Source organism: Peribacillus sp. B-H-3 (genome assembly GCF_048572925.1).
Taxonomy (GTDB): domain Bacteria; phylum Bacillota; class Bacilli; order Bacillales; family DSM-1321; genus Peribacillus.
The window spans coordinates 1,101,608-1,125,472 of record NZ_CP183879.1 but is presented as its reverse complement, the minus strand read 5'-3'; the positions used below and the strand labels follow the sequence as shown (position 1 = coordinate 1,125,472).

At 42.0% G+C, this 23,865-nt stretch carries 19 protein-coding genes and 1 pseudogene; 7 read left to right on the top strand and 13 right to left on the bottom strand.

Annotated features, from left to right (window positions below; genetic code table 11):
* Positions 1-49: 49 nt before the first annotated feature.
* From treR to treP, 3 genes are all read right to left on the bottom strand, one after another.
* Positions 50-760, bottom strand: coding sequence for a trehalose operon repressor (treR, locus tag ACN6MY_RS05465; protein WP_419883084.1), 711 nt, complete (start codon positions 758-760; stop codon positions 50-52).
* Between the two features lie 23 nt (positions 761-783).
* Positions 784-2,466 carry an alpha,alpha-phosphotrehalase gene (gene treC / locus ACN6MY_RS05460; protein ID WP_419883083.1) on the bottom strand — a complete coding sequence of 561 codons (1,683 nt, stop codon included), beginning with the start codon at positions 2,464-2,466 and terminating at the stop codon, positions 784-786.
* Between the two features lie 87 nt (positions 2,467-2,553).
* The gene (gene treP / locus ACN6MY_RS05455; protein WP_419883082.1) at positions 2,554-3,981 is read right to left on the bottom strand and encodes a PTS system trehalose-specific EIIBC component; all 1,428 of its coding nucleotides are present in this window, start codon (positions 3,979-3,981) and stop codon (positions 2,554-2,556) included.
* Positions 3,982-4,207: 226 nt separating this feature from the next.
* Here treP and ACN6MY_RS05450 point away from each other — a divergent pair, with 226 nt between their 5' ends.
* From ACN6MY_RS05450 to ACN6MY_RS05425, 6 genes are all read left to right on the top strand, one after another.
* A complete protein-coding gene (locus tag ACN6MY_RS05450; protein ID WP_419883081.1) occupies positions 4,208-5,272 on the top strand; it encodes a M20 family metallopeptidase in 1,065 nt (354 codons plus the stop codon).
* A 137-nt stretch (positions 5,273-5,409) separates the two neighbouring features.
* Entirely contained in the window at positions 5,410-6,954 is a 1,545-nt protein-coding gene (locus ACN6MY_RS05445) for a methyl-accepting chemotaxis protein (protein WP_419883080.1), read from the top strand.
* Positions 6,955-7,225: 271 nt separating this feature from the next.
* Positions 7,226-7,792, top strand: a complete 567-nt coding sequence (locus ACN6MY_RS05440) for a 3D domain-containing protein (protein ID WP_419883079.1) — start codon at positions 7,226-7,228, stop codon at positions 7,790-7,792.
* A 119-nt stretch (positions 7,793-7,911) separates the two neighbouring features.
* Complete coding sequence (locus ACN6MY_RS05435; protein ID WP_419883078.1) at positions 7,912-8,832, top strand: ketopantoate reductase family protein; 921 nt, start codon at positions 7,912-7,914, stop codon at positions 8,830-8,832.
* A gap of 230 nt (positions 8,833-9,062) precedes the next feature.
* Positions 9,063-9,464, top strand: coding sequence for a cytidine deaminase (locus tag ACN6MY_RS05430; RefSeq protein ID WP_419883077.1), 402 nt, complete (start codon positions 9,063-9,065; stop codon positions 9,462-9,464).
* Between the two features lie 94 nt (positions 9,465-9,558).
* Positions 9,559-10,020: a GNAT family N-acetyltransferase gene (locus ACN6MY_RS05425; RefSeq protein WP_419883076.1), complete on the top strand. Its 462-nt coding sequence runs from the start codon at positions 9,559-9,561 to the stop codon at positions 10,018-10,020.
* 503 nt (positions 10,021-10,523) lie between these two features.
* Here the strand turns inward: ACN6MY_RS05425 and ACN6MY_RS05420 are convergent.
* Positions 10,524-11,624 carry an AI-2E family transporter gene (locus tag ACN6MY_RS05420; RefSeq protein ID WP_419883075.1) on the bottom strand — a complete coding sequence of 367 codons (1,101 nt, stop codon included), beginning with the start codon at positions 11,622-11,624 and terminating at the stop codon, positions 10,524-10,526.
* 270 nt (positions 11,625-11,894) lie between these two features.
* On the opposite strand from ACN6MY_RS05420, the gene ACN6MY_RS05415 reads away from it, so the two are divergent.
* Positions 11,895-13,313: an NAD-dependent succinate-semialdehyde dehydrogenase gene (locus ACN6MY_RS05415; RefSeq protein WP_419883074.1), complete on the top strand. Its 1,419-nt coding sequence runs from the start codon at positions 11,895-11,897 to the stop codon at positions 13,311-13,313.
* Positions 13,314-13,385: 72 nt separating this feature from the next.
* Here the strand turns inward: ACN6MY_RS05415 and ACN6MY_RS05410 are convergent, their stop codons facing one another.
* From ACN6MY_RS05410 to ACN6MY_RS05370, 9 genes and pseudogenes are all read right to left on the bottom strand, one after another.
* A complete protein-coding gene (locus ACN6MY_RS05410) occupies positions 13,386-14,912 on the bottom strand; it encodes an acetyl-CoA hydrolase/transferase family protein (protein ID WP_419883073.1) in 1,527 nt (508 codons plus the stop codon).
* Between the two features lie 124 nt (positions 14,913-15,036).
* Entirely contained in the window at positions 15,037-15,687 is a 651-nt protein-coding gene (locus ACN6MY_RS05405; protein ID WP_419883072.1) for a LytTR family DNA-binding domain-containing protein, read from the bottom strand.
* 242 nt (positions 15,688-15,929) lie between these two features.
* Positions 15,930-16,112, bottom strand: coding sequence for a hypothetical protein (locus tag ACN6MY_RS05400; RefSeq protein ID WP_419883071.1), 183 nt, complete (start codon positions 16,110-16,112; stop codon positions 15,930-15,932).
* Between the two features lie 57 nt (positions 16,113-16,169).
* A pseudogene (locus ACN6MY_RS05395) lies at positions 16,170-16,531 on the bottom strand (P-II family nitrogen regulator).
* A 12-nt stretch (positions 16,532-16,543) separates the two neighbouring features.
* Positions 16,544-17,767, bottom strand: coding sequence for an ammonium transporter (locus ACN6MY_RS05390; RefSeq protein ID WP_419883070.1), 1,224 nt, complete (start codon positions 17,765-17,767; stop codon positions 16,544-16,546).
* A 180-nt stretch (positions 17,768-17,947) separates the two neighbouring features.
* Positions 17,948-19,684, bottom strand: a complete 1,737-nt coding sequence (locus ACN6MY_RS05385; RefSeq protein ID WP_419883069.1) for a glycine betaine ABC transporter substrate-binding protein — start codon at positions 19,682-19,684, stop codon at positions 17,948-17,950.
* Positions 19,685-20,890, bottom strand: a complete 1,206-nt coding sequence (locus tag ACN6MY_RS05380; RefSeq protein ID WP_419883068.1) for a quaternary amine ABC transporter ATP-binding protein — start codon at positions 20,888-20,890, stop codon at positions 19,685-19,687.
* Between the two features lie 398 nt (positions 20,891-21,288).
* Positions 21,289-21,492, bottom strand: a complete 204-nt coding sequence (locus ACN6MY_RS05375; RefSeq protein WP_419883067.1) for a YbdD/YjiX family protein — start codon at positions 21,490-21,492, stop codon at positions 21,289-21,291.
* A gap of 15 nt (positions 21,493-21,507) precedes the next feature.
* Positions 21,508-23,559: a carbon starvation CstA family protein gene (locus ACN6MY_RS05370; RefSeq protein WP_419883066.1), complete on the bottom strand. Its 2,052-nt coding sequence runs from the start codon at positions 23,557-23,559 to the stop codon at positions 21,508-21,510.
* Between the last annotated feature and the right edge of the window lie 306 nt (positions 23,560-23,865).

Sequence of the window (23,865 nt, the reverse complement as noted above, 5' to 3'; positions counted from 1 at the left end):
AGCGGGAGACCAAATCACTGAAAATAAAGAATCAGGGAAATGCGGACCTTTATTTTCTTCTGGCGAAATCGACAAATCTGAATTTATCCGGACGATGGCGTGATTCCGTATACTGAAAAAGGCTCGTATCATCTAAGTAGACGAAGTTTTTTACCACAACGATATTATGAAAGCCTTCCAGATCAAGATAGCTTCGATCTTCTTCAGTCGGTGTTTCCACAGTGATTTCTTTCTTTGCAAAACTGATTGTCAAACCCAGCTCTTCTTCTACATATTCATAAATGGAATTCTGGCAAATAGCTTTATTCAAACCGGGAACCATTTTCTTTACGATAAAATCTTTATCGAAAATAACTCGTTCTTTATCTATTTCCCGAACACGGTGAATTTCCCAGGCTGTATCGTCTCTGGAAAGCTTTAAATGCTCCTTCAAGCCTTCATCAGGAAAAATCTCCTGCAGCATCTCCACATGCGTTTTGGCCCGGTGACCCATTTTTTTGGAAAGTTCCTTAAAACTGACCAGTCCCGAGATTGGAAAAGCAAATTTCTTCACATCCAGGACAATGGATCCCTTCCCTTGAACTTTATGAATATATCCGTCTTCAGAAAGAATTTTAAGGGCTTTCCTGATTGTTTCCCTTGATGTTTGAAAGGTATCAGCCAAGTCATTCTCAGAGGGGAGGAGCGAGCCTGCTGCCAGGCTCCCTTCCTGGATCTGATTTGATATATCCTCATATATTTTCATGAATTTATTCATCATCTAATATCACCCAGATAATCTTATCATTTCTTCTTAAAATGATAAACGATAGATTCATACGGGCGGAATATCATTTCTTCTGCTATAGCGGGAGCATCTTTATAATTGGATAACAGGGTGGATGCTTCAAATTCACCTGATGTCCATTCCTTGCCGATAGACAGCTTTGTCTCTTTAGCATAAAAATTATTGATAACGAGCAAAACTTCACCTTTAAACTCCCGTTTATATACAAAAAGCTCTTTATGTTCCGGATAAAGAAGTTCAAAGCTTCCTTCTGTAATAATGTCATGCTTCTTGCGGAGCTTTATTAATTTTTGGTAATGATAAAACACAGAATCAGGGTCAGCTAATGCTTTTTCGGCATTTATGTTTCTATAAGATGAAGGTACAGGTATCCAGGGAGTTCCTTCCGTAAATCCGCCATGCACTGAATCATTCCACTGTACAGGAGTTCTTGAATTGTCTCTTGATTTTTGCTTGATGATTTCCATTATACTTGCTTCCGGAAGTCCTTTTCCCTTCATAATTTCATAATAATTAAGAGTTTCTACATCACGGTAATCTTTGATGTCATTAAAATGCGGATTGGCCATCCCAATCTCTTCTCCCTGGTAAATGTATGGAGTCCCCTGCAGCATGTGGATGGAGGTTGCCAGCATTTTAGCAGATTCAACAGGATAATTCAGATCGTCACCAAATCTTGAAACGATCCTTGGCTGATCATGATTGCACCAGAACAGCGCATTCCACCCTCCTCCTTCCTGCATTTTTGTCTGCCAGTTTGCGAGGATGCTTTTAAGCGCATGAAAATCCAATTCCCCAAGTGCCCATTTTTCTCCATTTGGATAATCCACTTTCAAATGATGAAAGTTAAAAGTCATGCTGAGCTCCCTGCTCGCGGGATTAGAATATCTGATGCAGTCCTCAATGCTTGTAGAAGACATTTCACCAACTGTCATGCTGTCATATTTAGAAAGAACTTCAGTGTTCATTTCATGAAGAAATTCATGTATCCGCGGTCCGTCCGTGTAGAATTTCCTGCCATCTCCAGGAGCGATTGAACCATCATCATCCGGAAAATCCTGATCCTTTGAGATAAGGTTAATGACATCCAGCCGGAATCCGTCTATCCCTTTTCCAAACCAGTAATGCATCATTTCATAAATTTCTTTTCTCACCTTTTTATTTTCCCAATTTAAATCAGCTTGTGCTACATCAAAAAGATGAAGATAATATTGACCAGTTTTCTCATCAAGCTCCCAGGCAGGACCGCCGAATTTCGATATCCAATTAGCCGGTTCCCTCCCATCCGCCGGATCTTTCCAAATGTAATAATCCCGGTATGGATTGTCCTTTGACATCCTTGATTGCCTGAACCACTCATGATCTGTTGAGGTATGGTTAACCACCAGGTCCATGATTACCTTAATGCCCCTGCCATGTGCCTCGTTCATCAAGCATTCAAAATCCTCCATCGTTCCAAACTCCTCATGTATGGCATAATAATCGCTGATATCGTAGCCATTATCCCGCTGAGGTGATTCGTAGATCGGAGTCAGCCATATTACATCGATCCCAAGTGTTTTAAGGTAATCAAGTTTGTCGATAATTCCTTTAATATCACCCACACCAGTGCCAGTTGTATCATTAAAACTTTTTGGATAAATTTGATAAACTGCTGATTTTCTCCACCATTCTTTCATTGTAAGCCACCGCCTGTTCAAAGTTATTTTCCGTATAGAATTTCAAACACCACAGAAAGAAACCTCTCTGTGGCTTAAGTGAATGCCTTATGATATAGGTTTTTGATTTCTTCGCATTTTTGCATAGAAGAAGGTTATAACAAAAGGAACAACAAGTGCAATCAGCATGCCGATTGCAAATGGAACCCATTTACTCGGTATGATTGAGAATATGCCCGGTAAGCCGCCTACTCCAATTGATGAGGCAATCGTATGATTGACGGTAATGAATGCCCCTGCCAGAGCTGAACCGGCCATTGCTGCAAAAAATGGAAAACGGTAACGGATATTAACACCAAACATGGCAGGCTCGGTTACGCCAAGATAGGCTGACACTGCTGACGGAAATGCTAATCCCTTCAGCTTTGGATCCTTGATAGCAAACATCAGGGCAAGAGCGGCAGAGCCCTGTGCAATGTTTGATAGGGCTACAATCGGCCATAGGAATGTTCCGCCGGTGCTTCCGATCAGCTGCAAATCCACTGCCAGGAATGTATGATGCATGCCTGTAATAACAAGCGGGGCATACAGTGCTCCATAAATCAAACCTCCAAGCAAAGGAATGTGTGAGAAAATTCCCGTAAACACGGATGTGATGCCATTAGCAATTGCAAATGTAACCGGTCCAATAACGATAAAGGACAAAAATCCTGTAACGAGCAGAGCAATTGGTGCCACTAATAAAAGCTTGAATGCGTCAGGAATTCTTTTGCTCAGGAATATTTCAATCTTCGCCAGTACAAAGGAAGCAATCAATATAGGAAGTACCTGTCCTTGATATCCAACTTTGTCGATAGTGAGACCAAATAAATGCCAAGTAGGGATTTTGCCTGCAGCTTTTGCTTCAGCGTATCCCCATGCATTAAGCAAATCAGGGTGAACCAGCATTAAACCAAGCACAATCCCAAGCAGCGGGCTTCCCCCAAAACGTTTAAGCGCAGACCAGCCGATAAGGGCAGGCAAAAAAGTAAACGCTGTATTTGCAATCAAATTGATAATCCCGGCAAAATCCTTCCACTGTGTGTAAACATCTACAATGGATTTTGTATCAAAAAAGATCCCCTTATTTGTCAGGATATTATTAATCCCCATCAGCAAGCCTGCTGTTACGATAGCTGGAAGGATCGGAATGAAGATATCAGCAAGTGTTTTTATTGCACGCTGAAGCGGATTCAGGTTTTTTTCAGCTGCCGCTTTTGTTTCTTCTTTAGAGGATGATCCGATGCCAGTTGCATCCACCATTTCCCTATATACTTCGTTGACCGTCCCCTGCCCGACGACTACCTGAAACTGTCCATTGGCAGAAAAAGAGCCTTTAACGGCATTAACTTGTTCCAGTTTCTCTTTATCCACCTTGCTTTCGTCATTTAATGCAAAACGCAGGCGCGTTACACAGTGTGTAGCGGATGCGATATTTTCCTTTCCCCCGATTGCTTCTACAATCTCGGTGGCCGTTTGACGATAATTCTTAGACATAAATCTTACCCCCCGTGTGAACGTTTACAATCTGTCTTAAAATTTATCAATAAATGAACTTGTATATACATGATTGCCTTTTCATTTTAACTTGTATATACATATACGTCAAGAGAAAAAGAAATCGTTTTCTTGGCACTATACGTATTTGGATATCATTTCTTTTTTATTGTTATCAGTAACGGGTATAGTTAAAGCGGAAAGATTTAAAAAGGAGGATATTACTTTGCTTGAAGATTTGCTAAAAAAATTAATCTCTATTGATAGTTCTACTAAGGAAGGTGCCAATGAAGCGGTCGAATATTGTTCACATTGGCTTTCAGAGCACGGCTTGCCTGTTAGCCAGCTTGAAAATAACGGCCATAAGATGCTCGTTTGCAGCATCGGCTCCGGAGAAAAAACTCTCATATTCAATGGCCACGTAGATGTGGTAAGCGGAAAGCCCAATCAATTCATTCCTGAGTTTCGTGAAGGCAGATTGTACGGGCGGGGCTCTGCAGATATGAAGGCGGGAGTTGCAGCGATGATGACCGCGGCAGCTGCCTTAAAGGATCATAAACTAGGTCTTAAGATTCAGCTGCAAATTGTATCGGATGAAGAAACTGGCGGATTTAATTGCTCAGGCTATCTGGTCAAACAAGGCTATTTAGGCGACTTTGTCATTTGTGCGGAGCCGACACAGCTGGGGATTGCCCTGCAGGCAAAGGGCGTCATGCAAACCGATATTGAAATAAGCGGAAAACCTGCCCACGGAAGCAGACCATGGGAGGGCATTAATGCCATCGAAAAGGCCTATGAGGTATACCAGCATATTCTCTCCTTGCCTTTTACAAAGGAAAGGACTGAGCTTTATGAAGGCCCATCTATTAACCTGGCTAAAATAAAAGCTGGAGAAGTTTATAATAAGGTTCCTGACAAATGCATCATGGGCCTTGATATCCGCTATCTTCCCTCACAGAATAAGGATGAAATCATCAGGCAGATTCAAAGCATTACAGACGGAAAAGTTTCGGTCCGGATGTTCAGCCAGCCAGTGAAAACAGAAGAAAACGATCCGTACATCTCCCTGCTCCGGCCCATAGTGGAAAGATACACCAATAAGGAAGCCAGGATTTTCGGCCAGCATGGTTCAGCAGATACCGTGTTTTACGCTGCTTTTGATATTCCTGCCATTGAATTTGGACCAAGCGGCGCTGATTGGCATGGTGATGATGAATATGTTGTTCTTGAATCTGTAGAACTCTATAAAAATATGCTCATTGATTTTGCCAGGGAGTTCGTACACTCCTGACAACTAGATTAATATTTTTAAACCTCTCCGGGTTGGGGAGGTTTTTTTTACACATCAACAGCACATTGAAAATAGATATATTTCCTTATTCAATACTATACTGACATCAATAACCCAAACTAAAGGAGTATATAACATTGAAAAATAAGAATAAAAATTTAATGATGATATATTTGACTTCTTTTACCGTCCTTTTATCCCTTATGGTTCATCTCATACATCGAAAGTTCAGCTTCCTGGCTGATTACACAGCACAAAATGGGTATGGATCATTCTCTCCTTCAATACATATCCTGCAGAATTCACTTCTCATAGTTCCAGTCATCCTGCTTGTATCTGTATTCGCCATCTATAAAAAACAGCCTTTCCACCCGTCCCTGCAGCTTTTAATAACGCTATGCCTCACCTTTAGCAGCATCAGCATTATAGCAGGAAGCGAAGGAATGACCGAATATCACTTTAGCATATTTATGGTGCTTGCAATGATAGCTTACTTTGAATCTATTAATTTTATCCTGATCAGCACAGCCCTCTTTGCCATCCAGCATTTCACTGGTTTTTTTCTATATCCTGAGCTTTTATGCGGTACAGCAGATTATCATTTTTCGCTCCTGCTTGTTCACGCATTCTTCCTGATATTTTCATGCCTTGCAACCGTACTGCTCATCCATTCAGGCAATAAATATGCACATGCAATGGAAGCCCAGAACAGGATCCATGAAAAAGCAAATAGACAGCTGCTCGACAGCCTTAGTCTCAGCTCATCACGCCTGTTAGAATCAGTAAGCCAAATTTCCGTTACCTCTGAGGTTACCTCAAAATCCAGCAAGGAGATTGCTGTATCCATTGAAGAAATGAATTCTGGCAGTGATGAACAGCTCGGCATCAGCACACAAAATGTACATTTGCTGAACAGCATGCTGCAAAAAATCTCCCAAATCCGGGAAAATTCACGGCTTGTTAAAAAAACATCTCTTAAAACAAGTGAAGAAGCAAAAGCAGGACGTGTCAAAGTCAATAATATGACAGGCCAGATGAACGTAATTACACGGAATATGTCCACATTGACAAACTCAGTTAGCCAATTAGAAAATAGGACACAGTATATTGAACGCGCCTTAAACACTTTATCAGGCATTTCCGACCAGACTAACATGCTTGCTTTGAACGCATCTATTGAAGCTGCACGGGCAGGAAGCTATGGCAAGGGATTTTCCGTGGTTGCGGATGAAGTCCGCAAATTGTCTCTTGAATCTGATAAGGCAGCAAAGGAGATCAAGGAAATGATCTCTTTGATTCATTCTGACATGAAAGAAGTAAAAGATGATCTTGCCAAAGGCAATAGCGATCTTCAGACAGGAATATCATTAATCCTCGATACAGAGCAGGTATTTGCCCAAATTGCCCAGGCTGCAGGTAGTACGGAAAGCCAGGCGGAACATGCAGATACCGTATTACAGGAAATGGTCAGTGAATCCAAGCATGTGTTTGAGTCTATCGAACATGGCAACCATATAACAAGAGATGCACTTTTAAAAAGCAGCCATATTACAGCCGCTGCCCAAGATCAATTAAATACTGTGGAAGCACTGAATACTATAACTGGCTCACTGTCTTCTCTTTCACTGCAAATGAATTCTATTATTGAAGATATAAATGTAAGAACTGAACAAGAAGTATAATTGCAGAAAGCTCCAGGCAAAGGCCGGGGCTTATTTTGATTAGTCAAGCGGATTTCACGTAATATTCACGGGAAATCTTTCCGATGATATAACCCAAAAAATCACAATTTATGCTATAAAGCTGTTATCAAAGATACATAGTTTTCCATATATTACAGTTTTTAAACTTAAGTCTCTGTTTTGTAACAAAAATAGCAACCCATTGAAACATATTTGTCATATTAACCTGTTATGATAAGTTAACGATTTAGTACAAAGGAGATCAAAACGTTTGAAAAAACTACTATTATATATCACTGGCGCATGTTTCCTAGCATTCGGTTTTTCAGGAGTAGCTTCAGCAAATACATATCATGTTAAAAAAGGCGATACACTTTGGAAGATTGCACATAACCAAAAAGTATCTGTCAGCCAGCTTAAAAGCTGGAATAAGCTTTCGAAAGACATCATCAAACCAAACCAGGTTCTGCAGGTATCACCTAAATCAGGCACAAAGGCAAAATCGGTTAAAAAGCCGGCAGCCAAAAAGGCTGTTAAGGCCGCAGCCTACAAAACCATTACTGTCAGGGCTACAGCTTATACCGCAACATGCAGCGGCTGCAGCGGCATTACATCAACTGGATTGAATTTAAAGAAGAACCCTTCTATTAAAGCAATATCTGTTGATCCTAGAGTCATTCCTCTGGGTTCCAAGGTATATGTTGAAGGATACGGCTACGCAGTCGCAGCAGATAAAGGCAGCTCAATAAAAGGCAGCAAAATTGATATTTTTGTCTCTTCAAGGTCAAAAGCAATTCAATGGGGCGTCAAATACGTAAAAGTAAGAATTTATCGTTAACAGTAAAAAGCCGGGCTTAACAGCAGCCTGGCTTTTTTTTGAGGAAAATAAATTTTTAAATTTTTCTAAAATTTGTTAAAATTAAACTGGGCTGTTATAGCCAAATTAAAGGATGAGAGGTGCTTACTTTGAATATTGCCGTATTGGGAGCCGGGGCATTAGGAGCTTATTATGGGGCCAGGCTGCAGGCTGCAGGCCAGAATGTAACTTTCTTAGTCAGGCAAAAACGGGCACAGCAGCTTTCTGAACATGGATTGTATATAACCAGCACGCACGGAAACTATGTTTTTAACAATCTGCAATTCACAGAGAATGTACAGGATATCGAAATGCCTGATTTGGTCATCGTTGCATTGAAAGGCTACCATTTAAAGGCTGCTCTCCCCTCTTTAAAAGCTCTCGCAGAAAAAGGCGCTAAGATTCTTCCGCTTTTAAACGGGATCGAGCATATTTCTATTCTCCAAGCAGAACTGCAGAAAGAAGCAGTCTTGGGCGGCAGCGCGTACATCATTGCTACTCTGGATGAAAAAGGTCACGTTGTTCATACCAGCAGCCAGCACGATCTCGTATTTGGCCCTCTGCATCACTCACAGAACGAAATATGCCGCGAGCTGGATTCTATTTTAACAGGGGCCAATCTCAATGGAAAGCTCACTGATAGCATCTTAGATGAAATGTGGAACAAATATATGTTTATTACAGCGTTTTCTGGAGTAACTACCGCGTTAAATCTGCCCATTGGCACCATTCGAAAATATCCCGATACCTTTGAACTGCTAGCAAGGGTCCTGGAAGAAATGCGTTCTCTTGCTGAAGCAAACGGCATCTCCATCAGCAGCGATAAAGTCGGGCAGGCCCTCGAACAATTCAGGAAACTTCCAGATGGGGCCACCTCCTCTATGCATCAAGACAGAAGAAAATGGCTGACTCTTGAATTGGAACATATCCAGGGAGGGGCATTGAGGCTCGCGGAAAAAACCGGTATCAGACTTCCTGTCACAGAAATTTTATATAGCATCATCAAGCCTTTTGAAAATTAAGTACCTAGTTCCGGTATTCGGCGACTGAAAACCTTCCCATCTTTGATTTCCTAATACGGTCATAGAGACCAAATTAGGTCTAAAACTAGATTGATTGTTGTATTGGTATGATAAAAAACACCCGTTTCTAAAAGAGGATTTTCATTAAACTAATAGGTCGAATTGGTAAGAAAACTCTATTAGATTCTGTTAAAGTTATTCTAACGCTAAATGACTTGGGGCGAGGATGAATGAACATTGAACAAAGACTATACCAAGCTGCTATTGAATTGATAAAAAAAAGGTACCCTTTTGGCTGGGGCGGTGCAGCAGCTATGTATACGGAAGATGGTGAAATTTTCACAAGCGTTGCTCCAGAGGTTATCAATGCATCGACAGAATTGTGTATTGAAACTGGGGCAACCCTTGAAGCTCATAAGCATAATAAAAAAGTTACTCATTCTGTTTGTGTAGTAAGAGATGACGAAAAGGATGAATTTAAAGTTTTAACACCTTGTGGGGTTTGTCAAGAAAGGCTGCTTTATTGGGGTCCTAATTTAAAAGCAGCAATTACTAACTCAGATGAGAAGCTTGAATATAAAACACTGAAGGAAATACAACCATTTCATTGGTCTAAAGCCTATAATATTTAGCATCTTTCTTAGACCTTTTAAGCAGGCTCTGGTCTTCCGGGGTCTTTTTCTTCTTACAATCACTTAATAAAAGTAATAATTGAGAGGTGATAAAATGTTCATTTGGAAAACATGTGATGATGATACTATTCTATACGAAATGGCTGTAATGAACTCCAACCCTGAATTCGTTAAGCTTTCTGAAGATAAGTCTTTTTTAACAAAAGAGGATATATTGGCAGAACATGAAGAAGAAATCGAGAAGGAACGATATCTGATTTTGGAAAATAAAAATCCCGCAGCCATTGCTGATTTCACCATGTGTAACCCTCGTGACAAAAACCCCTGGCTGGGACTATTTATTCTACATAAAAATTATCAAAATCAAGGATATGCAGTGCAGATTTATCACCATTATGAAGATATGATGAAGCAGCGGGATGTGGCAGAAATTCATTTAGGCTGTTTTGCTGCAAATGCTGATGGACTGGATTTCTGGGGCAAATTAGGCTTTGTTGTCTATGAAGAGAGAGACTATGCGGGCAAATTGTTAATGGTTATGAAAAAGAAGCTGTAAAATAGGATGACTTTCCTGGCCTTTTGCGGATAGTACATTTAGCCTCATAAGCGTGGAAACATCTTAAATAATTTAGGGAGACCCTGTCATTTTCATGTTCACTGAAAATTCGCCGATTTTTCGCTCTCCTGGTAAACCTGCATACAAAAAATCCGTACACAATCCATATATTTGGAACAAGTACGGATTTTTTATATTCACAAGGCCCCACCCTATTTTTGCCTCACCTGCTTCAGTTTTTCAGATTAAATGTGTATATGTTCATGGCTCCTGGCATTTCTCACTATTAAAATAGCAGGCTTCTTTCTATTTTGGTTAGAATGCAGCGCAAAATGCAGGACTCCAGCGGGATATATGAGCACCCGCAGGCGCAGCTGAGAAGGCTCACCGCCCGCCCCGCGGAAAGCGAGCATCATGGAACGGGGATCAACCGCCTTGTTCCTCAGCAACATAATTTACGAAAACAGCCTAAAAAAAAGGCTTTGCTGTATTCAGCAAGGCCTTCACTCTTCAAGGACAACTTTAGATCTTTTCTTCAATCTAATAAACCTGACAATGTTCAGAACAATTGTTTTTGTGACCGAATAGGCTGGAACTGCAAGGATCATGCCCAAAATGCCTGCAATATTTCCGGCAACAAGCAATAAAATAATGATGGTGAGCGGATGGGTATTCAATTTCTTGCCGATGACCAATGGCGAAATGAAATTTCCATCCAGCTGCTGAACGACGGCTACGACAACGATGACCAGCAGGGCCTGTGTAGGCGAATGCAGCAGCCCCACTATGACTGCCGGTGCTGCACCGATGAATGGGCCGACATAAGGGATAATGTTTGTAACTGCGCCGATAATGGCAAATAAAATGGCATACGGCAGTCCAACGGCCAAATAGCCGATAAATGTGGCAATTCCTACAAACAAGCAAACAAGAAGCTGCCCTTGAATATAAGTCGCCAGCGTATCAGATGTTTCTTCAAGAATGACTAGTCCTTCTTTTTGATAAGAAGATGGAACAAATTTCATGATGGCCTGCGGCAGCTTGCTTCCATCCTTAAGCATATAAAACAAAACAAAAGGAACGGTCGCTACGATTAAGGTAATATTGGTCACAACATTCAAAATGGATGACAGGCTGTTGGAAATATTGCCCGGAAGCTGTGTAGCATATTTTTGCAGAGCTGTTTCTACTTTATCAAGAGACACATATTCCTGCTGCATTCCCCATTTGAACCAGCTTGAATGTGAAAATTGATCAGTCAGCTGCCTAAGCTCTTTAATATAAGCTGGCACATTATTTACAAGCTCTGTAATCTGTCTCGACAATGGCGGCCCCACAAGTGCAGCAAGCAATCCAATAAGTCCAATGAATACGACATATATCAATAATATCGCTGCATTTCTTGGAATTTTCCTGTTAACCAGGAACTTAACAACCGGATTAAACATGAAGTAAAGGAAACCCGATATCAGTATCGGGAAAAAAAGCGTCGAAATGAATATGACAACCGGTTCAAAGAAAAAAGAAATTTTTGTGCTGACATAAATCAGGACTGAAATCATTAAAAGCTCGAATGTCCAAAAATGGAGCTTTGATTTGAACAAAAAATCTCCTCCGCTCGCTTTAAATTTTAAATGGCAAACCTCACTATATGTATATAGTAACTATACTTGATATCCGTTTGCCTGAAAAGGGAAATTGCAGTTTAAGCAAAACACAGGGACCCAGCCTGGATTGCAGTATAAAAAAGCGGGATATAAAAAGGAATAGGCTTCATACAGGCAGAAGATTTAAGAGATAAGACAAATTTGTATATAATAGAAAAAAAGCGTATGCACCTGTAGCGACGCCACTTTATTCGGGGAGGTTTTTTTATGAAAAAGTATGGTTTATATATCAACGGAGAATGGTCCGATTTTGGACTGCCGGAAATTGAAGTAAAAAACCCGGCGACGGATGAAGTGATTGCCACTGTTCCTAACGGCGGCACCAACGAAGCTAAAAAGGCAGCTGATGCAGCTTATGAGGCCTTCAAAAGCTGGTCTGCCCTCTCAGCCTACGAACGCTCTGAACTGCTGTCAAAGTGGCACCGTTTGATTGAGGATAACAAAGAAGAATTAGGCCGTGTCATGACGGCGGAACAAGGCAAGCCGCTTAAAGAAGCCATAGGAGAAATGAGCTATGCAAATGGTTTTATTTCCTGGTATGCCGAAGAAGGAAAACGGGTATATGGCGAAATGATTCCAGCATCCGCCCAGAATAAGCGGCTCTTTGTAACAAAGCAGCCAGTAGGTGTGGTTGCCGTTATTACACCATGGAATTTTCCGGCGGCCATGATTACCCGCAAGGTAGCTCCAGCACTAGCTACCGGATGTACAGTCGTAATCAAGCCGGCCGGCCTGACCCCTCTTACTGCCCTAAAAATGGCTGAACTGGCTGAAGAAGCCGGCATACCCAAAGGCGTCATTAATGTAGTGACAGGGAAGTCAAAAGAAATCGGGAATGCCTGGATGGAGGATGAACGGGTCCGAAAGCTTACGTTTACAGGTTCAACCGAAGTAGGCAAGGAATTGATGAAAGGATCAGCAGAAACGGTCAAGAAAATCTCCCTGGAACTAGGCGGCCATGCTCCTGCCATAGTATTAGAAGATGCGGATCTTGATAAGGCGGCAGATGGTGTAATCAGCTCAAAATTCCGTAATGCAGGTCAGACCTGCGTTTGCTCCAACAGGATTTATGTTCACGAAAATATTTACCAAGCTTTCATTGAAAAACTATTGCCAAAGGTCAAGGCCCTTAAAATCGGCAATGGCATGGAAGAAGGAGTGGACATCGGCCCGCTGATTGATGAGCATGCAGTAGAAAAGGTCCAAAGGCATATTGATGATGCCATTCACCTCGGAGCCAAGCTGGAAACAGGCGGCAAATCCCAGGGAGGGCTTTTTATGGAGCCTACGGTGATCTCCAATATAAGCGACAATATGCTTTGCATGCATGAAGAAACGTTTGGGCCTCTTCTTCCAATTGCACCATTTAAAACCGAAGAAGAAGCGATAGAGCGCGCCAACAATTCTATATTTGGACTTGCTGCTTACGTTTTTACTGAAAATATCACTCGCGGCATCAAGGTTTGCGAAGCCCTTGAATTCGGGATCGTCGGCTTAAATGATGGCCTTCCCTCCACTCCGCAGGCTCCATTTGGCGGTTTTAAACAAAGCGGTCTTGGACGTGAAGGCGGACACCACGGGATTGAAGAGTACCTTGAAGTAAAGTATATTTCTCTTGGGCTATAAAGAAACCTATTCAACATGAACAAAAAACCAGCAGTAATGATTCTGCTGGTTTTTATATTAGGCAGTTTCACCTTATGTTAGCTGCAGTTTTTGGGGTTCTTCTTTAAGCATCGTTCCGTTAAGTGAATAATTAATATGCCAGGAAAATGCCTTTTCAAGCACATGCGGGGTCTGGCCCCCGAGCTCCAATGCCTCTGCAAAGTAGGTGTGAAGCTGTTTGCGGTACATAGGGTGTGCACAATTTTCTATAATAAGAGGCACTTTTTCTTTTGGAGCAAGCCCTCTTAAGTCCGCATATCCTTGTTCCGTAACAAGAACATCCACGTCATGTTCTGTATGGTCAATATGTGAAGCAAATGGTACTATGCTTGAGATTTTTCCATTTTTAGCAATGGATTTCGTAACGAAGATGCTGAGGCGGGAATTTCGGGCAAAGTCACCCGAACCTCCTATGCCATTCATCATTTTCGTTCCAGAAACATGGGTGGAATTAACATTTCCATAGATGTCCGCTTCTAAGGCTGTATTAATAGAAATCAAGCCAAGCCTTCTGATAATTTCAGGATGGTTGAAAATCTCCTGCGGCCTGAGTACAAGCTTGTCCCGGTAGCGGTCCAGATTGCTGTAGACCTCTTTCATTTTTTCTTCAGAAAGAGTGATCGAGCAGCCTGAAGCAAATTTTATTTTACCTGCATCCAGAAGTTCAAAAACAGAATCCTGCAGCACTTCTGAATACACTTCTAAATCGGTGAATTCCGACTCCAGCAATCCATGGAAAACCGCATTTGCGACCGTCCCGATCCCTGACTGAAGTGGGGCCAGGCTTTCCGTTAGCCTTCCCTGCCTGATTTCCCCGCGCAGAAATTCAATTAAATGACTGGCAATCATGGCAGTCTCCGGGTCAGGGGGGACAATATTAGACGGAGAGTCGGGCTGATTGGTAATCACGATTCCTTTAATTTTTTCCATCTCTACTTTGATTCCCCTGCTGCCGATGATATCATTCACCTTAGTCAATGCAATTGGCTGGCGCTCCCCCTGCTTTGCAGGCGAATATATATCATGAATTCCCTCAAGCCCTGCCGGATGGGCAGAATTCAATTCAACGATGACATATTTTGCTTTTTCTACAAAAATAGAGGAATTCCCCACAGAGGTAGTTGGAATGATCATGCCATCTTCGGTTATGGAAAGAGCCTCTACAATCGCAAAGTCAATAGGCTGCAAAATATCGCCGCGGATCATTTCAGCTGTATGAGACAAATGCTGGTCAACAAACATCATTTCTCCCTGATTTATTTTTTGCCGCATGGATGAATCCGCCTGGAAAGGAAGCCGTTTATTAATAATACCCGCCTCAGCCATCAAACGATCGACATCCGAACCTAAAGATGCGCCGGTGTAGACATTCACTTTCAGCGGTTCATGTCTTGACCGTTCCACTAAAGCCATTGGTGTTACTTTTGCATCTCCCGCGCGTGTAAAGCCGCTCAATCCCAGAGTCATACCATCATTGATCCAGGAAGCAGCCTCCTCTGCAGATACTACCTTATCCAACAAATCGTAATTCCTAATCAGTTTAGAAATGTTCCCTTCCATTTGTATCCCCCATTCCGGCTTTTCTTTCTATATTACCAACCAGGGACAGCATCCTCACCCATTTTGGAATGAAAAGCCTTAATTAAGGGATAAAGCAGAAAATAAGTTACCTATTTCAGAGTGTTCAAAAACCAAGTGCCCGCCTGAACTGGCTTGCATAGGTCTGGCTGACTTGAATTTTCGATGAATCCTTCATTACAAGCAAAAAAGTCGAGTGGAAATCCGGCAAAATTTCTTCGATAAAATGGATATTTACAATATAAGAGCGATGTACTCTTATGAATAATTCATTTGGCAAAAACCATTCTATTTCACTTAAATTCAGTTTATGAGATCCGCTGATGCGCTCTGAAACAACGCTTGTCTTGCGGTTCTGGGCTTCCAGGTACATAACTTCTCCGTATGGAACCGGTATCCACCGGTCAGTGGTTTTTACAGTCAAAAAGGACGATGGCATGATAGAAGGCTTTGATGGCAAGATGGCGGTAACAACCCCTCTTGTACTTCCATTGTCAAGGATTGGAACAGACATCCCATAATAAGGAACACCGAATCCATTTCGCTCAATGTATTCGGAAGTTTTTTCGTGAATGGTCAGTGCCTTATATGTTACTGTATCTTCATTTACTCTGTCACCTGGCCTAATTTTCAGATCAACCTTCTTGCTCGGCTGATAGTATATAAAATTTTGATCATTCGCCACTGCAATCGAGGTATCTTTCGGAAAGAATTCACTGATTACATTCATTACAGAAGACACTGTAAATGGATCCATGAAAATCACCTCGGGTAAATTTTTTTCAAAAGAAAACTGGCAAGCTTGTGTTGCCCGTGCCCGCCTTATAAAGTACAGTGCTATTTTACATCCTTTTTAATAGGAAGAAAACCATAACGGTGTTTTTTTACAATAATAAAGATGCATAGCCCCCGAGTCCGTCGCCTCCGATGAATATGCACTTTCTGCCGACTGCAATTAAAAAAAGCGTTCCTGTTAACAGAACGCCTTTCAAAATAGCATCAGCTATTATTCTCTTTTTCATTTACTGATTTAACAGGACGATATCGCAATATTTCTTCTAGATTTTTCAGCGGCAAATTGGATAAATACATTCTGTCAGACGGTTTATACGCATTCTCTTCAATAAGCATATTAATGATTCTTTGTTTCTTGGCTTCAATAATCTTCACCAGTCTCCCCATTTTATACCTCCTGCTTATCATAAACTTTCCAAAGCATCAGAGAATGGCCATCTGCTGTCAGTTTTCATTTTTTAGTGCCGCATGCCCTTCATCTCCTGTGCGTATTTTGATAACATTCGATAGCTCATAAATAAAGATTTTGCCGTCACCGGGCTTTCCGGTGTTCAATAACTTTCGGGCAGATCCACAACTTCGCTCACCGGCACTTCGCATACCACAATTTCTATCTTAATGCGGTCATGAAGGGTTATTTCACGTTTCACTCCCCTATATGTCTCAATGAAGCCTTTTTGAAGACCTGTTCCCTTCACTTCGGAAACAGTAATCCCGCTTACGCCAATCTTCGCAAGTTCCTTTTTAAATGACTCGAACTGTCCAGGACGCGTAATAATATCTATTTTAGTCAGGATATCTCCCATACTTCCGCCTCCTTATATTGATTCGTGATAAGCTTTTTCACCATGCAGAGTTATATCAAGCCCCAGTGATTCTTCTTCCTCATTAACCCGAATCGGCATAAATACATGTATGGCTTTTGCGATAATGAAAGTAAGCACCGCAACAAAGATATAGGTAGCAGCAATAGCAGCCAGCTGTTTCCAGAGAAGTCCTGCGTCACCATAAAAAAGTCCGTCAGCCCCGGCTGTATTTACTTTAGTTGTGGCAAACAGCCCCGTTGCAATTCCTCCCCATGTGCCGCCCACTCCGTGTAATCCAAAAGCATCAAGAGAATCATCGTATCCAAGCTTTCTCTTAAGGAAAAAGACTCCCCAGAAACACACGGCCCCGCCAATCAGTCCAATGATGACTGAAGCTCCAGGTGTAACAAAACCGCAGGCAGGTGTAATGGCAACAAGCCCGGCAATAGCTCCCGAAAGTGCTCCAAGCATGGTCGGCTTTTTGTTGATGATATATTCCACCAAAAGCCAGCCTAGGATCCCAGCTGATGCTGCAATGGCGGTATTCACAAAAACAGTCATCGCTACGTCATTAATGGTTAAAGCACTGCCTACATTAAAGCCATACCAGCCAAACCATATTAAAGTTGCCCCTAAAAAGGTCAAAGGAAGATTATGCGGGGAACTAACATTAGAACCTTTCCTTTTCCCAAGAAGGATGGCTAGAACCAGCCCTGTCACCCCAGATGAAATATGAACGACGTTCCCCCCTGCAAAGTCAAGCGTGCCGAGCTCACGAAGCCAGCCCCCTGCTCCCCATACCCAGTGGGCAACTGGAGCATATACCAATAGAGACCAGAATATGGAGAAAATAAAAAATGCAGAAAATTTCATACGCTCAGCAATCCCACCCGATATAATGGAAACCGTAAGGACGGCAAAAGTCATCTGGAACATCATAAATAAATTATGCGGTATGGTTGCACTATAATCCGGATTTGGTTTAAATGTTACCCCTTTTAGCCCAGCCCAATCCAAATTGCCAAAGAATGCATTGCCTCCTGTCGAAAACGATATAGAATACCCGGCAAGCACCCACAGAATAGATACCACAGCAATCGGCATATAGCTATGCATGGCTGTGCTCAATACATTCTTGCTTTTGACCATTCCTCCATAAAACAATGCAATGCCTGGTGTCATGATCCAAACCAGTAACGTGGATAAAAACATAAAAACTGTATCTCCCATTTGCATATTTTCATTCCCCCATTTTATTTGATGTTAGATTTTATAACATGAATTCTAATATGTTTACTATCTTATTACGTAAATAGAAAAAATACAATGAATTTTTAGTTTTTTTCTAAAAGATGTTAAAAAACCTCACATAAGCAACTAAAAAAGGCATCCTCTTAAGAGAATGCCTTTTCTAGATTATTTCTTTTTTAAATCTTCAATTGAATTAATTTTCATATACTGCGGAACAGTTAAGCCAAGCTTTGTTCCTTTTAAATTAGGACCCAAGTCAATAATGTTGGATTTGTACTCTTTATAATAATCTGCTGTTGTGGTCGGCAGCCAGGCTGCAACCATTGCATCAGCGCTTTTATTGGCAATGCCCGCAAACATCGGGCCTATTTCAACCTGCTTAAGCGACACATCGTATCCTTGATCCTTAAGCACTTTGCCGATTACATTGGTGCTGGCAACTTCAGACTCCCAAGCTACGTAAACAAGACTGATTTTTTGCCCATTGCCTTTTTGAGCACCTGCTGTCCACTTTTTCACCTGATCACCATGTGAAGAAATCCATTTGGCAGCAGCTTCTTCCGGTTCCGTTCCCTTTTGGACATCCGCCATCACTTCTTCCATATCCGACGGTTTCCAGTAGAATTTATCAAGTGTTGAAACAGCACCTGGTGCATCCGCTTTTAATCCTTTTCTGATTATGGTATGGATAGACTCTCCTTTTCCATACGAACCTTTAGGATCGGACAGATATTTCAGCTTGTACTTTTGGAACATCCAATGCGGTGTCCATCCGGTTACAATAATAGGCTCTTTCTTTTCATAAGCCTTTTTCAGCTGAGCCGTCATGGCTGCTGAAGACCCCTCGACAAGGTTCCAGTCATTCAGCCCATAATCTTTCATAGCTTTTTTAGTGGATTTCATGATGCCTGCACCAGGATCAATCCCAATAATCTGATGATTTACCTGATCCCCTGCATTGCCGCTTGACGATTTGTCAGGAGCAGCGGCATTGACAACGACAAAGTAAATTGCCGTTATGATGACTAGGGCGGCATACACTCCATAAACCACTTTTTTCTTTAAAATCTTCTCATATGCCGGATTTCTCAGATTCTGTGAAACCCTGTCTAAAATGACAGCGATAATAACAATGGATAAGCCTGCTTCAAAGCCTGTTCCCACTTTTATTTGGGATACTGCACGATATACTTCGGCTCCAAGCCCAGGCGCCCCAACCAACGATGCAATAACAACCATTGATAGAGAAAGCATGATGCTTTGGTTCACGCCAGCAAGAATAGTCGGCATGGCCAATGGCAGCTGTACTTTATAAAGCTTCTGTCCCGCAGTTGAACCAAATGCCTCAGAGGCTTCAATTAAGTCTTTAGGGACCTCGCGAATACCCAGATTGGTCAACCGAATGGTAGGAGCCACTGCAAAAATTACAGAAGCGATAATTCCAGGAACCACTCCGATTCCAAAAAACAAAATGGAAGGTATCAAATAAACAAAAGCAGGCATTGTCTGCATGAAATCAAGAATCGGTGTAACAATTTTCTTCACTGTATCGTTTTGGGCAGCCCAAATTCCGATTGGAATACCTATCAGTATGGTGATAATTCCCGCAGAAAGCACGAGAGCCAGTGTATCGACCGTAGCATCCCAATAACCCAAATTGTCAATCAGCCATAAACTGACTAATGTAAACAGTCCCAGCGGCCATCTGCATGTATAGGTCACAAGTATAGTGAGAAGCAGAATCAGAATAAAGGACGGACCTGCTCCAAGCACCTGTATAAATACATCCAGCACACCTTGTATGAAATTCGATATGGCACTGAAAATAGGATCAAATGTAACCGTAATCCAATCAACCAATGTATCAATCCAAGAACCTAAAGGGATTTTAGGTATATTCATTTACTCAGCCCCCAAATCATTCAAGGAGTCTTTGTTCCCGGATAATGCACCGATTACGGCGCCCCGGATAATGATTCCTTTAAGTCGATTTTCTTCGTCCACTACAGATAAAGGCAAATTTGCCGTAGCCATTACATCTAATAAATCTGCAATCACCACTTGCTCTCCCACAACCGGAACATCTGTGGTCATTACCTCGCTGATGGCAAGGTTCTGGTCAATTGCCTGCTTTGCCTGTTCAGCGCTCAATGCACCGAGAAGACGTTTTTTGCGGTCTACTACAAAAATGCTTGAGTATCCTTGGTCTCTCATAATTTGAAGAGCAACACGAGGGCCTCTGTCGGCTGAAATTTTTTCAGGTCTTTTCATAATATGAGAAGCAGTAAGCACCTTAGAAATATCCACATCTTCCACAAAACGTTCGACATATTCGTTGGCAGGATTCATCATGATTTCTTCAGGAGTCCCAAGCTGAATAACACTTCCATCCCTCATAAGGGCGATTCTGTCACCAATCCTTAGAGCCTCATCTAAATCATGTGTAATAAAAATAATGGTCTTCTTCAGATTTTCCTGGATTTCCAGAAGCTCATCCTGCATGTCCTTGCGAATAAGCGGATCAAGGGCACTGAATGCTTCATCCATTAATAAAATATCTGTATCACTCGCCAGAGCCCGCGCAAGTCCTACCCTTTGCTGCATGCCTCCGCTCAGCTGTGAAGGATGCTGATGTTCATAACCTTTTAAACCAACAACCTCCAGGGCCTTCATCGCTTTCTTTTCACGTTCAGCAGCCGGAACTTTTTGTATTTCCAGCCCATACTCTGTATTCTCAAGAATTGTTTTATGAGGAAAAAGGGCAAAATTCTGAAAGACCATACTGATTTTCTTCTGCCTTACATCCCGAAGCCTTGCCGGGGTCATTTTGACGATATCCTCACCATCAATGTGAATTTCCCCATAAGTCGGCGCTATAAGCCTGTTAAACATCCGGATCAGTGTTGATTTCCCGCTGCCGGACAAGCCCATGATGACAAATATTTCTCCAGGATAGATTTCAAAATTAGCTTTATTGACTCCGACTGTCTGGCCTGTCTCTTTCAGGATCTCTTTTTTTGAGTATCCTTTTTTCAATAGCTCGACGGCCGCTTTCGGATTCTTTCCAAATATTTTTGATACGTCCTTTACAATTACATTGGGGTTCACTAGCTTCACCTCGTTCAATTAATTTTCTTTTAATAAACAGTTCCTATTACTTAAAGCTAGGCAGATTCTTAAAAATGAAATAAAAAAAGGACAGTCTTATTAAAAAGAATGTGCCTTTTGCCAGTTTTTATTCTCCGTGATTTTTCAGGAAAATCGATGAATGTAAAACGGCATCCAATTTGTGATGTGTTGAGCAAATGGATAAAGCAGAAGAGTGAATCATAAAGAATTTCCGGGTTTATTATTATGAGGACTGGTTAAGATACTCTAAAACCTTAACATTTAATTCACACACGTTTCAACCAATCTGATCAGTTCTAACTATTCCGACAGTTTACTCTAAATGAAAAAACGCTTTAAAAGCCTGTTATATAGGCTTTTAAAGCGTCTTTTCTTCATCAGCAGCATCTTGATATTTTTCCGCCTTTTGCATTAAATCGCGCTTCCTGGGCTTCGCAAAAAAAATCTTTTCTGCTAATCGCCTTTTCATCCGGATGGTGGTGTTTCATATGCTCCACGTATTGCTCATAGCACGGAACACCTGCAAGCAAACTAATAAACTGTTTTCGATAACTCCAAATGACCGCTAATTTCTTAATCATGGAAATCTCCTCCTGTCAAGCTCGGCGGGTATAAACGGTTTCCTGCAGCGTGACCTTTTGATTGGAAATGATTTTAATCCATAATCGAATGGCAGATAGTAAAACAGCCAGCACCACAATCATAAAAATGCCGCAAAGAGCTGCATCCACATAATCATTTACAAGAATCTGTTTCATCTGGATTTTTGTTGCGGCAGGCGCAAGCACTTCTCCGTGATCCAGAGCGTTTTTAAATATTTTGGCATGTGATAAAAATCCAATTTTCGGATTGTCATGAAAAAGTTTTTGCCAGCCAGCAGTCATCGTTACCACAAGCAGCCATGTTGTCGGCACAAGTGTAATCCATGTATAGGTTTTTTTGCCCATTTTAAACAGGATGCTTGTTCCCAGAATGAGTGCGATGCCAGCAAGCATTTGATTGGCGATTCCAAAAAGCGGCCATAATGTATTAATTCCCCCGAGCGGATCAATAACCCCCTGGTAAAGGAAATATCCCCAAAGTAATACACACAGTGCTGTAGCGATAATATTGGGCACCCAGGCATCCGTCTTGGCCAATGGTTTATACACGATCCCCATTAAATCCTGGATCATGAACCGGCCGACCCGAGTGCCGGCATCAATCGTAGTTAAGATGAATAATGCCTCAAACAGGATGGCGAAGTGATACCAAAAGGCCATAAGTGCATTTCCGCCAATAACCTTTGAGAAGATTAAAGCCATGCCGATGGCCAGCGTTGGCGCTCCTCCGGTACGGGATAAAATGGATTGTTCGCCAACTTTATCAGCAAGGCCTGTCAGCATATCAGGGGTAATGGTATATCCCCACTTTGCAATAGCTGCAGCTGCTTGCGCGGCATCCGTGCCTATTACGGCCGCTGGGCTGTTTATTGCAAAGTAGACCCCTGGAGTCAGCACACATGCAGCAATCATTGCCATGACTGCAACGAAAGACTCTGTCAGCATTGCACCATAACCGATAGCACGAGCATGAGATTCGCGTTCAATCATTTTAGGTGTAGTGCCGGATGCTACCAAAGAGTGAAACCCTGAAACAGATCCGCAGGCAATCGTTATGAATAAAAAGGGAAAGAGATTGCCTGAAAATACAGGGCCGGTTCCATTAACAAAATCTGTGACTGCCGGCATTTCAAGATTTGGTGCAACAATAATGATCCCTAAGGCGAGTGCAAGTATTGTCCCTACCTTTAAAAATGTGCTCAAGTAATCCCTTGGCGCAAGCAGCAGCCATACTGGCAGGACAGACGCTATAAATCCATATGCAATCATCATGATTGCAATGGTCTCTCCTTTGAATGTAAAGGCATCTGCCCATGCCTGGTGCTGAGAGACATATTGCCCGAAATAGAGGGCAATCATCAGTAAAATAATGCCGATTGCCGAACCTTCGCCTACCCTTCCCGGCCGGATATAGCGCATATAAATGCCCATGAAGAGGGCAATCGGAATGGTCGCTGCTATCGTGAACATCCCCCATGGACTTCCAGCCAGTGCCTTCACAACTACCAGCGCAAGAACTGCCAATAAAATGACCATGATTCCTAAAATTCCGATACTGGCAATGATGCCAGTTGCAGTGCCTATTTCTTCTTTAATAATTTCCCCAAGTGACTTTCCGTTTCGGCGCATTGAGGCAAAAAGGATAACAAAGTCCTGGACCGCTCCTGCCAGCACAACGCCGACGATAATCCAGAGCGTTCCGGGCAAGTAACCCATCTGTGCTGCAAGAATCGGGCCAACGAGCGGTCCCGCCCCGGCAATTGCAGCAAAATGATGCCCAAATAAAACCCACTTATTAGTAGGGACATAGTCTTTACCGTCATTATTGGCTTCTGAAGGAGTAATACGGCTGTCATCCAGCTGAAATACCTTTTGTGAAATAAATTTACTATAAAAGCGGTAAGCAACAGCATATACACAAACTGCAGCAGTCAAAATCCAGATTGCATTAATGCTTTCTCCTCTTTTGAGAGCCATATATCCAAAACTGATGGCTCCTATTGCCGAAATGATTCCCCATAGCACAATTGATTTAAGCGCTTTCATTTAAATGCCTGCCTTTCTTGAAATGTATAATCTTTTCCTGACTTTACTTTCTTAAACTCCTCTCTCCTTTTTATAATTTTCTATATATTTTGAATTATAAAACAACTTCTCTTCTGAGACAATGACTTCTGCAAAAAAGAATCTGCACAATTATGCTTCTTAATGTTATCCTGCATTTCAGGCCCGGCTCTTGCCTGCTTGCTGCCTCTTTTAGGCCTCTTTTTCCATGTGTATCCGGAAGCCTCATCGCCGATTACACTCTCTCAAGGACCCGTCTTTACTGCATAAAGCCGCTCTAACCGCCGA

Coding starts and splice junctions, on each gene's coding strand:
- treR (WP_419883084.1), bottom strand. CDS start 760: ATGATGAATAAATTCATGAAAATATATGAGGATATATCAAATCAGATC.
- treC (WP_419883083.1), bottom strand. CDS start 2,466: ATGAAAGAATGGTGGAGAAAATCAGCAGTTTATCAAATTTATCCAAAA.
- treP (WP_419883082.1), bottom strand. CDS start 3,981: ATGTCTAAGAATTATCGTCAAACGGCCACCGAGATTGTAGAAGCAATC.
- ACN6MY_RS05430 (WP_419883077.1), top strand. CDS start 9,063: ATGAACATTGAACAAAGACTATACCAAGCTGCTATTGAATTGATAAAA.
- ACN6MY_RS05425 (WP_419883076.1), top strand. CDS start 9,559: ATGTTCATTTGGAAAACATGTGATGATGATACTATTCTATACGAAATG.
- ACN6MY_RS05415 (WP_419883074.1), top strand. CDS start 11,895: ATGAAAAAGTATGGTTTATATATCAACGGAGAATGGTCCGATTTTGGA.
- ACN6MY_RS05410 (WP_419883073.1), bottom strand. CDS start 14,912: ATGGAAGGGAACATTTCTAAACTGATTAGGAATTACGATTTGTTGGAT.
- ACN6MY_RS05405 (WP_419883072.1), bottom strand. CDS start 15,687: ATGGATCCATTTACAGTGTCTTCTGTAATGAATGTAATCAGTGAATTC.
- ACN6MY_RS05400 (WP_419883071.1), bottom strand. CDS start 16,112: ATGGGGAGACTGGTGAAGATTATTGAAGCCAAGAAACAAAGAATCATT.
- ACN6MY_RS05390 (WP_419883070.1), bottom strand. CDS start 17,767: ATGCAAATGGGAGATACAGTTTTTATGTTTTTATCCACGTTACTGGTT.
- ACN6MY_RS05385 (WP_419883069.1), bottom strand. CDS start 19,684: ATGAATATACCTAAAATCCCTTTAGGTTCTTGGATTGATACATTGGTT.
- ACN6MY_RS05375 (WP_419883067.1), bottom strand. CDS start 21,492: ATGATTAAGAAATTAGCGGTCATTTGGAGTTATCGAAAACAGTTTATT.
- ACN6MY_RS05370 (WP_419883066.1), bottom strand. CDS start 23,559: ATGAAAGCGCTTAAATCAATTGTGCTATGGGGAATCATTTCGGCAATA.